This window comes from uncultured Succinatimonas sp. (assembly GCF_905203285.1).
GTDB lineage: Bacteria > Pseudomonadota > Gammaproteobacteria > Enterobacterales > Succinivibrionaceae > Succinatimonas.
On sequence record NZ_CAJKVK010000063.1, the window covers coordinates 1 to 12,481 of the forward strand.

A 12,481-nucleotide genomic window follows, 5' to 3' on the forward strand; every position below is an offset into this window, starting at 1 on the left:
TGCACATTTGCACAGTAAGTGAAAATAAGGCTTTTAAATCAATAAAATAGATTTGTGTCTAAAAATACGCCATATATTTGAGCAGTAAATAAGTAGAAGAAAATCGATGTTAGCTCTTTATTTTCCAATTGTTTATTAAAGCTTTTTTACAAGAATGTTACATGCGATTTTTGTTGTAATTTATTTAGTTTTGATGATTTTTTGTTTGATTTGCGTTATTTCAGTTTTTGTGAACAAGAACACGTTTTTAAAAGATGAACCCTTTATACTTGTTTGTAAGTTGTCTGACAAGCATTATTTATGAAAATTATTAAGACCTCAGTTACTCAGCAGATCATTGAATATATCAAAGATAATATTCAAAATGGATCATGGAAAGTGGGAGAGAAAATTCCTTCCGAGCCTTCTTTGGTTGAAGAACTGGGAGTCAGCCGTGCTTCATTGCGCGTTGCCATTCAGCAATATGTTGCTTTAGGTATTTTGCGCTCGGAGCAGGGAAAAGGAACATTTTTAGAAAGTTCCGATTTGGATTCTCTTTTGGGCAATAAGAATTCCGTTTCTTTCAGTGATTTTTCCAATATTGAAAAGGTTCTTGAGTTTCGTCGCATTATTGAGCCTGAAGCCATCTATATGGCAGCAAAAAGATCTAAAGAAGATCTTGATAAGCTTATTTCAATTTTGAGAAAACATTATGAGGTAATGGAAAATAGTGTCGGTCAGGCATCAGATTTTATTGCGGCAGATATGAATTTCCATCGGGAAATTGCTTTTGCTTCCGGTAACGAGATTATCGGTAATACTATAGCTTTTGTTTTTGCCAATACTTTTAAGTGGCATAAGCAGATTAATGATTATTTCGGCTTTACTGACGGCATATGGTTTCACAGCGAGATTTTAAAAGCTTTGGAATCAGGGAATGCTAAGAAAGCAAAAGGACTGATGGAGAAGCATATGACGCACGCCATTGATGAACTCAATGCGCAAAAAGGTTAATTTGTAAACTTTAACTTGTCTTTTTTATTACAACTTGTATGACAACTGACAAGTTATTTTAATACAGGAGCTGATATGAGCGTTTTGATTAAGGACATTGAAGTTTTCAGTACTGCACCTGAAGGCATCAATTTAACTGTGGTTAAGGTTTTAACCTCCGTTGACGGTCTGTACGGCTTGGGATGTGCTACTTTTGCTTATCGCTATAAGGCAGTAGAAACATACATTCGCGAGTATTTACGTCCTCTCATGATCGGAAGAGATGCCGAAGCAATTGAAGAGAATTGGGCATTAATGCATCAAAACGCTTATTGGCGTAACGGCGGTGTTGAAAATAATGCTATAGCCGGAATCGATCTTGCCTTGTGGGATATAAAGGGCAAACTTGCCAATATGCCTGTTTACCAGTTATTCGGCGGTGCAGTCCGTAAAGGTGTTCCCGTTTACCGTCATGTTGACGGCAGCACCGTAGATGAAATCGTCGATCAGGTTCAGTATTATCAGAGCCTCGGTGTTAAGCATTTACGTGTTCAGTCAGGCGGTTACGGCGGCGGTCTTGAAGTTAAAGCTCCTGCTACTGCTCCTATCGGTTCATTGCCCGGCATTTATTTAAATTCACGCGAGTATATCCGTAAGACTGTTAAGTTATTTGATGATCTGCGTTCTCGCCTCGGTTTTTCCATTGATTTGGTTCATGACGTACATGAGCGCATTGCCCCGAGCGAGGCGATGGTCTTAGCTCGTGAGCTTGAACCTTATAAGTTGTTCTTCCTTGAGGATCCTCTTCCTCTTGATCAAATCGAATATTTTGAACAGCTGCGTGCTTTGACTTCTACTCCGATTGCCGAAGGTGAGCTTTTTAACAACTGCGCAGAGTATAAGACTTTAATTTGCAAGCGCTTGATTGATTTTATTCGTGTCCATATCACTCAGGTCGGCGGTATTACCCCGGCTCGCAAGCTTGCAATTTTTGCCGAGCAATTCGGCGTGCGTACTGCATGGCACGGCCCTGGTGACATGTCTCCTTTGGCTCATGCCGCTAATATTCATATCGATATGGCAGCACGCAATTTCGGTGTTCAGGAATGGTCAGGCATTGAGCCGCCTAATTTTGTAATTCAGGAGTTAAGCCATAAAAAGGGTGCGCTGCTTGATGTCTTTGACGGATTGCCTGAATTTAAAAACGGATATGTATATCCAAATGATCGTCCCGGTCTTGGCATCATTTTCAATGAAAAGGAAGCTGCAAAATATCCTTGCAATGATGATGTTACTACTTGGACTCAGACTCGTGCTCAGGACGGTTCTTTGGTATTGCCTTAATTTGTCAAAAGTAGGGGGATAATATGAAATGTAAAATGCTGATGGGGGTACTCGCAATATCTTGTGCGGCTATCCTTTCAGGATGTTCTCAAGATGACGGCAAAATAGTCATCCGTATGGCGCAGGCTTCAGCTGCCGATGGCGCTATCGGTCTTTCAATGGACAATTTTGCTAAAGACGTTGAGGCAAAAAGTAATGGCCGCATTGTTGTCCACACTTTCCACAACGGCCAGCTCGGTACCGAGCGTGAGAACATTGAGAGCGTCCAGATGGGCAATCTAGATATCGCGGTAGTTAATCAGTCTGTACTGGTTAATTTTTTCCCGGATATTTCAGTTTTTGATTTGCCTTATACCATAACCTCGACAGAACACGCCGATAAAGTATTTTTAGGTGAAATCGGTCAGTCATTCCTTAATAAATTGTCTGAGGTTCGTCTTCACGGTTTGGCAATTTGGGAATCAGGTTTCCGTAATCTTACCAACTCAAAGCGTCAGATTAATTCTGCCGATGACGTTAAGGGCTTGCGTATCCGCGTTATGGAAAACAAAATCCATCAGGATTTATGGGGAGCCTTAGGCGCCGACCCGGTTCCGATGTCTTGGTCCGATGCTTATACAGGTATGCAGCAGGGCGCTATCGACGGTCAGGAGAACCCGGCTACCGTTATTGATAAAAACAACGTAGTTGAAGTTAATAAAAATATGGCTATGACCGAGCACTGCTATTCAACGGTGTTCCTTGTTATGGCTCCTAAAACCTGGGATCGCTTAAGCCCTGAAGATCAGAAGCTCATAACCGATTGTATGAATCAGGCAAGTCTTGATGAGAGAGCTCTAAGCCGCAAGATGGATAAAGAGGCTATTACCACCTTAGAGAGTAAGGGAATGGTCGTTACTTATCCTGACAAGTCTTTGTTTATTGAAAGATCAAAACCGGTTCGCGATTTTTACAGCAAGGATTTCCCGGAACTTGCTGCACAAATTGAAGCTCTGGCAAATTAAGGTAGGGATAAAAAATGGAAGCATTTCGCAATATTTTTAATAAGGTGCAGTGTTTTTCAAAACACCTTATCGCCGTATGCATGGTTGTCATGATGACGGTAATTTTCGTTCAGACCATGACCCGATACGTAGTTTTCTACTCTATTCCGTGGTCAGAAGAGTTATCTCGTTACTTATATGTAACTTTGACTCTTATGGGCGTAAATCTTGCCGTTACTTCAAAGCAATTGGTGCGAATCGATATTATCGACAATTTTGTTAAGGGTAATACTCTTAACATAATAAGATGCGCTTTAGCTTTTGTTATTACGGTCATCTTCTTTTACAGCTCATTTGGCATGATTGACGTGTCTCAGTACCAGCATTCACCGGCTTTGGGCATTTCAATGCAGGTAATGTACGTCATCTTGGGAATTGGCTTTTTAATGTCCGCCGTCGCCTGTTTGTTTGAATTGGTTGATGCCTTAAAAGACGGCAAGAAACAAGGTTCGGAGGAATAATCATGGAATTAGCTGCAATTTTCATGCTGCTTACCCTTGTTATAATGATGGTAATCGGCATGCCGATCACTTGGTCGCTGGGTGGCGCAATTATCATGGCGTTGATGATAGATCAGGATCTGTCGTTGGCTCTTATTACACAGAAAATGTTCTCAGGCTGTGATAACTTCTCAATGCTTGCCTTGCCGGCCTTCTTCTTAGCCGGTGATATTATGGCAAAGGGCGGCTTATCAAGACGTCTTGTCGCATTTGCCGATACCCTGGTAGGCTGGATCTCTGGCGGTATTTCGCTAGTATCCATCGTTGCCTGTACTTTCTTTGCCGCAATTTCCGGATCATCCGTTGCAACTACCGCAGCTATCGGCGGTTTGATGTATCCTGAAATGGTTAAGCGCGGTTATCCTAAAGATTATTCCGCAGCCGTTCAGGCAATTGGCGGTACTTTGGGTATCGTTATTCCGCCTTCAACCGTATTCGTTATCTACGGTAATATTACCAATACGTCAGTTGCCAAGCTCTTAATGGCCGGTGTTATCCCGGGTGTTATTTGCGGTATTGCATTGTGCATTTGGGCATATATTAAAGCTCGTCGTGAGAACTTCCCTCGTTCTGCAGAAGGCTTTTCCTTCATGCGTTTCTTAAAATCTTTTAAGAGCGCGGTTTGGGCTTTGTTAATGCCGATCGTTATTTTAGGCGGTATTTATGCAGGTATTTTCACTCCGACGGAGTCTGCTGTAGTTGCCGTGTTCTACGGTTTCTTCGTTTGCCTCGGCATTTATCGTGAGCTTTCAGGCAAAGACACCTGGGAAATTATCTGTCAGTCATCAATTACTACCGCTAACATCATGTTCTTGGTAGTTACCGCACAGATGTTCGGTTATTTATTAACCTATTATCGTATCCCGATTTACGTTACCGAAGCTTTTATGGCGATCGCCAGCTCTCCTGCCGTCTTCATGATGCTTATCGTTGTATTGCTCACAATTTGCGGTATGTTCATTGAAGTAGGTGCTACAAACCTGATTTTAGGCCCGATCTTGGCTCCGATTGCCATTCAGTTCGGTATTGATCCGGTACATTTCGGTTTGGTATTCGTCTTCTTGCTTGCAATGGGCCAGGCAACTCCGCCTTTCGGAACAACGCTGTTCGTAGCTTGCGGTATCAGTAAGGAGCCGGTGGCTCGAGTTTCAAGAATGATTCTTCCTTTCGTGATTGTTGAACTTTTGTGCGCGATTTTATTTGCTTACGTGCCGTCACTTTCAACTTTCCTTGGCGAATTCATGAGTTAATAAATTTTAAGGAGATTTATTATGCATAAGTTATTTGATATTGAAGGTAAAAAGGCCATTGTAACCGGCGGAACTCGCGGTTTAGGTTATGGTATGGCTGAAGGCTTGATGGAAGCAGGCTGTGAGGTTGTAATCGTCGGCACCTCCGATAAAGTCTACGATGTTGCAAAAGGTTTTTGCGATCGCGGCTTTAAGTGCCATGGCGTTAAAGCTGATTTAAGCAAGCGTCAGGAAGTATTCAAATGCTTTGATGACTGCCTTGCTTCCTTAGGCGGTGATTTGGATATTCTTGTTACAGCTCATGGTATTCAGCGTCGTCACAGCGCTGAAGTTTTCCCTGAGAATGAATGGGATGAAGTCATTAACGTTAACTTGAATTCCGTATTCTTCTTATGCCAGAAAGCCGCAAATGTAATGCTTAAGAAAGGCTACGGCAAGATCATTACCATTGCCTCCATGGTATCTTGGTTCGGTGGACAAACCGTTCCTGCATACACTGCAGCCAAAGGCGGTGTAACCCAGCTTACTAAAGAATTGTCCAATGACTGGATTGATAGGGGCATTAATGTAAACTCTATCGCTCCGGGCTATATGGCAACAGAGATGAACGCTGCACTGCTTGATAAGAACAATCCTCGTTATCAGCAGATTACCGATCGTATTCCGGCTCATCGCTGGGGTACCGGTGATGATATGAAAGGTGCCGTTATTTTCCTGGCATCTCATGCCAGCGATTACTTGGGCGGAGCTATCATTCCTGTTGACGGCGGATATTTAGTTAAATAATTCCTAAAGAGGCCTAAACTAAAAGGCCTTGCGCATTTAATTGCTCAAGGCCTTTTTTATTGCTCATTAGATTTAGTTTAAATGGTATGAGCAGAGAAGGTATTGGTGGTTCCTGAAGGGACTAATGCACCGTTAACCATAACGATGATATCGCCCTTTTTGGCAAGACCGGACTCTAAAGCAAGCTTTTTACCGATTTCAAAGAATTCATCGGTTGAGTTTATACGATCTACAAGCTTAGGAATAACTCCGCGAACTAAACATAACTGACGAGCAGTCTTGATATTCGGAGTTAAAGCCAGAATATGGGCGGTTGGGAAATATTTTCTGATAGCGCGCGGAGAGCTGCCATGCTCGGTAGCTACTACGATAACCGGAGCCTTGAGATTTTCAGATGCCTCAACAGCACCCATGCAAACGGCTTCTGTAATAGTGGTAGCGGATCTGCCGATAGATTTGCGATCAATACGAGCGCCGACTTCACGATCGGTACGATGGCAGATTGTAGCCATAGTAGTAACGGCTTCAAGAGGATATTTGCCTTTTGCCGATTCACCTGAAAGCATTACAGCATCAGAACCGTCCAAGATAGCGTTGGCGACGTCGCCTGCTTCTGCACGGGTAGGACGCGGGTTTTTAATCATGGAATCAAGCATCTGAGTGGCGGTGATAACGGTTTTGCCGGCTTCATTGCAGCGCTGAATAATGCGTTTTTGGGCAAAAATTACTTCCTGAGCCGGAATTTCAACACCTAAATCGCCGCGGGCAACCATGATCCCGTCAGCTGTAGCCAGAATGTCTTCAAAATTATCAAGACCTTCCTGATTCTCGATTTTGGCGATGATCTTAATATTTTGTCCGCCGTTTGCGTCAAGAAATTCGCGAATATCCAAAACATCACGGCGATTACGGGTAAATGACGCGGCGACAAAATCAACGTCTCGTTTTATGCCGAACAATAAATCACCTTTATCTCTTTCGGATAAGAATGGCATGGTGATGTGAGTATTAGGCAGATTTACGCCTTTTTTCTCACCTAAAAGTCCGTTGTTTAAGACTTCGCATTCAACTTCGGTATCGGTTGTGCTTAAGACTTTAAGAGCGATTAAACCGTCATCTAAAAGAACCATGTCGCCGACACGTAAGTCTTTGGCAAGATTTTCATAAGTTACGGAAATTTTATTGCGATTGCCGATAAATGAGGAGTCGGTAGTAATCGTGAGTTTTTGTCCGGTAACCAGTTGAACATCCTGACCGCCTTCAAGATTGCAGGTACGGATTTCAGGGCCGCGAGTATCAAGAAGGACGGCAAATACTTTGCCGCTTTCTTTCATAATATCTTCAAGGTTATCAATTCTTCCGCCGTGTTCAACGAAATCTCCATGCGAGAAGTTAAGTCGCATTACATTCATGCCGGCATCAAGAAGTGACTGCATGACTTCACGCTTTTCGGATTTAGGTCCAATGGTGCAGACCATTTTTGTCTTTTTAATCACTTAAGTGTCCTCTATTGTTCTTTTGGCTTTTATTTTTCGCGCAAATTATAACAGAAAGAAATCTTTTTTCGTGCTAAAAATCAAGAGAAAGTAGGTATATATCAGGAAATATCGAAGCGTATAAAAAAAGAAAACCGGGAAGCATTTTTCCCGGTTTCTTGAAAAGAATTTTACTTTTTAAAGCTAAGCTTTAGAACAACTTGCAGTAGATGGCAAACTGTAAAGCAAAGCAGATGAAAGTAAAAGCAGCAGCTCCGCCGTAAAGGACGAACCAGTGAAGCTTGGTAACACGAATGGTTAAATCGTGCAAGCTATGGTAGATACGGTGGAAGGCGTGCCACAGAACCAAAGCAATGGTTCCGAACAATGCTAAAGCAGGGATCCAGCAGCCTAAAATGCTCTTGGCATGAGCGAAGCTCAAAACACCTGAAGAGACGTCAGGAGAGGTGATGCCTGCAACAAGAAGAACTACCAATACGGCAGGAAGTGCCATAGCAACAGCCATACCGCCGGCACCGAACATGAGCCAATATACAGGCTCGTCAGAACGTGGTGAATGCATATTCTCTCTCCTTAATTAGGGCAAGGAAGCAAAAGCTGCTACCAAGATCACTACAGTGGCGCCAGCCATACCGGCATAAAGGGCACCCATGGTGACGTAATCAGGAACAAGATCGGTATTGTTCTTATTCATGAAAACGCGTACGGCTTTAGGCATCAAAGCGAACCAGGTTACTGCGTGGAACAAGGTTGCAGCCAAGCAGACGAGGTTGATTAAGATGACTATAGGATTGCCGATAAAGGACTGAACCCACCACATATAAGGGGCAGTGTTTTCAGCGGTTGCTTCAGGAGCACTCAAGTCGCACATTAAGAACAAGAAAATTCCTAAAATCAACTCTAAAGCTACGAAGAGGGCACAAACAGCGGTGCCTTCGCGAACCATATAGCGGATATAGAAAGGATTCTTTGTCCACCAGGTAGCCTTAATCGGAGGATTATAAGGCTTACGGAAAGATTTAGTTTCGCTCATTTCTTACTCCGGTTTAAACATCCTGATTACGTAGTCGGTTGCACTCATCTTCTTACCCAGCTGAATAGCTGATGACGGATCTACGTGCTTAGGACATACTTCAGAGCAATAACCGACGAAAGTGCAGCTCCATACGCCTTCTTCAGCATTGAGGAAAGGCATACGCTGAGCTTTGCCGCCGTCGCGGTTGTCAATGTTGTAACGGTACAAGAGAGTCAAAGCGGCAGGGCCGATAAAGTCTTTGTTAATCTTGTACTGAGGGCAAGCAGCATAGCAGCAGCCGCAGTTAATGCACTGGGCAAACTGACGATATGCTTCCATCTGCTGCGGAGTTTGACGATAAGCCTTGGTTAAAGGCATATTCTTGTCTTTGGCAGAAGGAATGATATAAGGCTTAATGCGCTCAATCTTCTCAATTAAGTCGGAAATGTCTACGACAAGATCGCGTTCAACCGGGAAGTTGTCAAGCGGAGCAATGGTAATTCCGTTTTTGCTGCCTTCATAATCGCGAAGGAAGGTTTTGCAGGCAAGGTGAGGTACACCGTTAACCATCATACCGCAGGAACCGCAAACGGCCATACGGCAGGACCAACGGAAAGATAAACTCGGCTCGAAGTGATCTTTGATGTAGAACAGAGCTTCAAGAACAGAGGTCTCTTTGATGTACGGAACCTCAAAGGTCTGCTCCCAAGGTTTGTCGTCCTGCTCCGGGCGATAACGGACGACGGTTACTTTCATAGTTTTCTCAGCCATTATTTACGGGCCTCCTTTGCTTTGGCAGCGGCTGCTGCAGCGGCTTCAGCCTTTTCAGCTTCGGCGCCGTATACGCGCTTAGCAGGCTGGAAGGTAGTGATCTTAACGTCGCTTAAAGAAATATCCGGCAAATCGGTCTCTTTGTTGTAGATTGCCAAAGAGTGCTTGAGGAAGTGCTTGTCATCACGCTCCTTATATGCACCGTTAGGACCGTCTAAACGCTGATGTGAACCGCGGGATTCTTTACGGTTAATTGCGGAGTGAACCATAGTCTGAGCACAGTCTAAAGTGTAGCCTAACTCAATTAAGTTCATCCACTCGGTATTGAATACGCGACCGCGATCGGTAAGAGGAACGTTCTTAATGCGCTTCTTCAAATCTTTAAGCACATTAATGGTTTCCTGCATGGTGGCTTCTTCACGGTAAATACCGACGCCTTTTTCCATTGATTCGCCCATTTCGGTGCGGATCTTGGACTGAGATTCACCGCCTTGTACGTCAAACAGAGCAAGAGCACGGGCCATAGCGGCTTCAGCCTGCTTATCAAGTTCAGGGCTTTCGAAATCTTTCTTAATTGACATTGCGCGTTTGGCAGCTTCGTCACCGGCAACTTTACCGAATACGATGGTCTCAACCAAGGAGTTGGAACCCAAGCGGTTAGCACCGTGAATACCGACTGAAGCGCACTCACCGGCAGCATATAAGCCGGGCATACGAGTTGCAGTCTTGCCGTCAGTCTCAATACCACCCATGGTGTAGTGAACAACCGGACGTACAGGAACAGGCTGCTTAACAGGGTCTACACCTGAATAGGTCATTGCCAATTCGCAAATCATCGGCAGACGCTCGTGGAGGTATTTCTCGCCTAAGTGAGTCAAATCAAGGTGTACGGCTTCGCCTAACGGATACTTGATGGTACGGCCTTTCTTAGACTCCTGCCAGAAAGCCTGAGATACACGGTCACGAGGACCTAATTCCATATACTTGTTCTTAGGATGTCCTACCGGAGTCTCAGGGCCTAAGCCGTAATCCTGAAGGTAACGGTAGTGGTCCTTATTGTACAGAACACCGCCTTCACCACGGCAGCCTTCAGTCATCAAAATACCGCAGCCGAGCAAGCCGGTCGGGTGATACTGAACGAATTCCATATCACGAATAGGTACGCCATGACGGTAAGCCAAAGCAATACCGTCACCGGTAACGATACCGCCGTCGGTATTGAAGATGTAAGCACGGCCGGCACCACCGGTAGCGATGATAACTGATTTGGCGTTGATCTGACGGAATACGCCGTTCTGGAGGTCGTAGCAAACGACACCGCGGCAGACACCTTCTTCAACTAACAAATCTAATACGAAGTGCTCATCAAAGCGATGAATTGAAGGGAATTGCACTGAAGTCTGGAAGAGAGTGTGCAACATGTGGAAACCGGATTTATCGGCAGCGAACCAAGTACGAGGAACTTTCATACCGCCGAAACGACGTACGTTTACGTCACCATCAGGTTTACGGCTCCACGGGCAGCCCCAGTGTTCGAGCTGGAATAATTCTTCGGTAGTGTGACGAACGAAATATTCAACAACATCTTGTTCGCACAGCCAGTCACCACCGGCTACAGTGTCTTCAAAGTGTTTCTGATAAGAGTCATCGTCACGGATAACACCGGCAGCACCGCCTTCGGCAGCTACCGTGTGGCTACGCATCGGGTAGACTTTGGAAATGAGTGCAACGCGAAGCTTGGGATTGGCCTGTGCTACAGCAATTGCTGCACGAAGACCGGTACCGCCTGCACCGACGATTGCAACGTCAGCTTGAAATTTTTCCACGTGTATCTCCTAAGCTCCGGAGGGTAATGTCAATAGCGAATTACGCTTCCCCGGAAAGCAAGCAAAAAACAAAACTAAATATACCAGAAAATTGAAAAAATTTATTATGTAGCGCTCTCATTTTTGTAATAAAAAATGATAATGCAAAGGGGATTACAGCAACTTTCGTTAATGAAAGTCGACTTCTTAGGTATTCTTGTTAGGAAAAATGTAAGATAGGAGTGAAGAATAATTTTGATTAAATCTTGACGCAATCAGAGTTTCGGTAATGATTTTTCCGAAACTCCCAATGCGTAAATAACCTAAAGCGCAATGATTAAAATGTGCTTTTAATTTTCGGTAATCATTGCCTGACCGAGAAGAACAGGTTTTCCGGGAACAAATTCAGGAGCAATGTTTCCGCTGTCTTTTTTCCACAGACAAATTACGGTGCTGCCGTACTTGAAGTGACCGATTTCATCTCCTTTTTTATAGGTGAATTTTTCATCATCGAAGGTTTTTTCCTGAACATTTTTTCTTCTTACAACAGTTCCGTCCCATACCGTATTGATGCTGCCGACTAAAGCAGCGCCTACCATTATTAAAGCAAAGGGGCCAATTTTTGTTTCAAAGATGCATACGAGTCTTTCGTTTTTGGTATAAAGATCCGGCATATAAGAAATATTTCTTTTCCCTACAGGGAAATGTTTGCCAGGGATATGAATGGTTTTAACAAGTTTTCCGTCAAGCGGCATATGAATTCGGTGATAGTTTGCAGGCGATAAGTAAATGCAAGCAAAATTTCCGTCTTCAAAGACTTCTGAATCAGACGCATTTCCGCCCACAAGTCCGTTTAAAGAATAGTCAATCCCTTTTGCTTGAATCAGTCGTCCTGCAATAATTTTGTCAGCTTGCCCGACAGTTCCGTCAACAGGTGAAACAGCTACCGCATTTTCATTAATCGGACGGAGGTCGGAGCGAACCTTACGTATGAAAAACTCATTGAATGTTTTGTAAGAAGAAAGATCGGTATTTTCGTATTCATTAATATCGATTTTATATGTCTTAATAAATTCTTTGATCAAAAATTGAGTAAATTTTCCAAGCGGTACGTCTGTTAGTTTGCTTGAAAGATAAGTCATGGTTGAAAGCGGAGTTAAAGCTTCGGAAATTTTAAGTACGGTACTTATTAATGACATATAAAGTCTCCTTGATTTTCTTGCATTGTAAAAAATGAGTTTTCTTTGTCAACCTTAGAGAACGAGTTTGAGATTTTTTGTGTATCTTTAATTAACAATTGCGCATAAAGGATTTTAAGTAAAAATTTTTCATAAAAAGAATCAAAAATATCTTATTGAAAATAAAGGTTTTTATTAATAAGTTTAGATATTTTTTAAAATTAAAAGTAAAAAAAACTTGCTCTTGATGTTTTTTTCTTTATAATGTGCGCCATCGGATGCGGGCATAGCTCAGTTGGTAGAGCATAACCTTGCCATGGT

Annotated in this window: 12 protein-coding genes; 6 read left to right on the top strand and 6 right to left on the bottom strand. The window is 43.3% G+C overall.

All coding sequences use genetic code 11. The features are described 5' to 3' along the window. Nucleotides 1-300 precede the first annotated feature (300 nt). The 6 genes from QZ019_RS07045 (at nucleotide 301) to QZ019_RS07070 (ending at nucleotide 5,895) form a co-directional block, all read left to right on the top strand. Nucleotides 301-993, top strand: coding sequence for a FadR/GntR family transcriptional regulator (locus QZ019_RS07045; RefSeq protein ID WP_295483596.1), 693 nt, complete (start codon nucleotides 301-303; stop codon nucleotides 991-993). 75 nt (nucleotides 994-1,068) lie between these two features. Continuing rightward, nucleotides 1,069-2,316 (top strand): enolase C-terminal domain-like protein, encoded by a 1,248-nt coding sequence (locus QZ019_RS07050; RefSeq protein WP_295483599.1) that lies wholly within the window; start codon nucleotides 1,069-1,071, stop codon nucleotides 2,314-2,316. 23 nt (nucleotides 2,317-2,339) lie between these two features. Beyond that, the gene (locus tag QZ019_RS07055; protein WP_294568081.1) at nucleotides 2,340-3,320 is read left to right on the top strand and encodes a TRAP transporter substrate-binding protein; all 981 of its coding nucleotides are present in this window, start codon (nucleotides 2,340-2,342) and stop codon (nucleotides 3,318-3,320) included. Between the two features lie 14 nt (nucleotides 3,321-3,334). Further along, nucleotides 3,335-3,820 (top strand): TRAP transporter small permease, encoded by a 486-nt coding sequence (locus QZ019_RS07060; protein ID WP_295483602.1) that lies wholly within the window; start codon nucleotides 3,335-3,337, stop codon nucleotides 3,818-3,820. Nucleotides 3,821-3,822: 2 nt separating this feature from the next. After that, the gene (locus QZ019_RS07065) at nucleotides 3,823-5,109 is read left to right on the top strand and encodes a TRAP transporter large permease (RefSeq protein ID WP_295483605.1); all 1,287 of its coding nucleotides are present in this window, start codon (nucleotides 3,823-3,825) and stop codon (nucleotides 5,107-5,109) included. Nucleotides 5,110-5,130: 21 nt separating this feature from the next. Beyond that, entirely contained in the window at nucleotides 5,131-5,895 is a 765-nt protein-coding gene (locus tag QZ019_RS07070) for an SDR family oxidoreductase (protein WP_009143862.1), read from the top strand. Nucleotides 5,896-5,972: 77 nt separating this feature from the next. Here QZ019_RS07070 and pykF read toward each other — a convergent pair whose 3' ends face one another. The 6 genes from pykF to asd form a co-directional block, all read right to left on the bottom strand. Next, complete coding sequence (gene pykF / locus QZ019_RS07075) at nucleotides 5,973-7,388, bottom strand: pyruvate kinase PykF (protein WP_307761591.1); 1,416 nt, start codon at nucleotides 7,386-7,388, stop codon at nucleotides 5,973-5,975. 193 nt (nucleotides 7,389-7,581) lie between these two features. After that, the gene (frdD, locus tag QZ019_RS07080) at nucleotides 7,582-7,953 is read right to left on the bottom strand and encodes a fumarate reductase subunit FrdD (RefSeq protein ID WP_294568090.1); all 372 of its coding nucleotides are present in this window, start codon (nucleotides 7,951-7,953) and stop codon (nucleotides 7,582-7,584) included. A 15-nt stretch (nucleotides 7,954-7,968) separates the two neighbouring features. Next, complete coding sequence (locus QZ019_RS07085) at nucleotides 7,969-8,424, bottom strand: fumarate reductase subunit C (RefSeq protein ID WP_294568092.1); 456 nt, start codon at nucleotides 8,422-8,424, stop codon at nucleotides 7,969-7,971. Nucleotides 8,425-8,427: 3 nt separating this feature from the next. Continuing rightward, nucleotides 8,428-9,177, bottom strand: coding sequence for a succinate dehydrogenase/fumarate reductase iron-sulfur subunit (locus QZ019_RS07090; protein ID WP_295483614.1), 750 nt, complete (start codon nucleotides 9,175-9,177; stop codon nucleotides 8,428-8,430). Continuing rightward, nucleotides 9,177-11,003 carry a fumarate reductase (quinol) flavoprotein subunit gene (gene frdA, locus QZ019_RS07095; RefSeq protein WP_295483617.1) on the bottom strand — a complete coding sequence of 609 codons (1,827 nt, stop codon included), beginning with the start codon at nucleotides 11,001-11,003 and terminating at the stop codon, nucleotides 9,177-9,179. Before frdA ends, QZ019_RS07090 begins: the two co-directional genes overlap by 1 nt. Nucleotides 11,004-11,332: 329 nt before the next feature. Then, complete coding sequence (gene asd, locus QZ019_RS07100) at nucleotides 11,333-12,181, bottom strand: archaetidylserine decarboxylase (RefSeq protein WP_295483620.1); 849 nt, start codon at nucleotides 12,179-12,181, stop codon at nucleotides 11,333-11,335. Between the last annotated feature and the right edge of the window lie 300 nt (nucleotides 12,182-12,481).

Coding starts and splice junctions, on each gene's coding strand:
- QZ019_RS07090 (WP_295483614.1), bottom strand. CDS start 9,177: ATGGCTGAGAAAACTATGAAAGTAACCGTCGTCCGTTATCGCCCGGAG.
- QZ019_RS07050 (WP_295483599.1), top strand. CDS start 1,069: ATGAGCGTTTTGATTAAGGACATTGAAGTTTTCAGTACTGCACCTGAA.
- QZ019_RS07060 (WP_295483602.1), top strand. CDS start 3,335: ATGGAAGCATTTCGCAATATTTTTAATAAGGTGCAGTGTTTTTCAAAA.
- frdD (WP_294568090.1), bottom strand. CDS start 7,953: ATGCATTCACCACGTTCTGACGAGCCTGTATATTGGCTCATGTTCGGT.
- asd (WP_295483620.1), bottom strand. CDS start 12,181: ATGTCATTAATAAGTACCGTACTTAAAATTTCCGAAGCTTTAACTCCG.
- QZ019_RS07085 (WP_294568092.1), bottom strand. CDS start 8,424: ATGAGCGAAACTAAATCTTTCCGTAAGCCTTATAATCCTCCGATTAAG.
- QZ019_RS07045 (WP_295483596.1), top strand. CDS start 301: ATGAAAATTATTAAGACCTCAGTTACTCAGCAGATCATTGAATATATC.
- QZ019_RS07055 (WP_294568081.1), top strand. CDS start 2,340: ATGAAATGTAAAATGCTGATGGGGGTACTCGCAATATCTTGTGCGGCT.
- QZ019_RS07070 (WP_009143862.1), top strand. CDS start 5,131: ATGCATAAGTTATTTGATATTGAAGGTAAAAAGGCCATTGTAACCGGC.
- QZ019_RS07065 (WP_295483605.1), top strand. CDS start 3,823: ATGGAATTAGCTGCAATTTTCATGCTGCTTACCCTTGTTATAATGATG.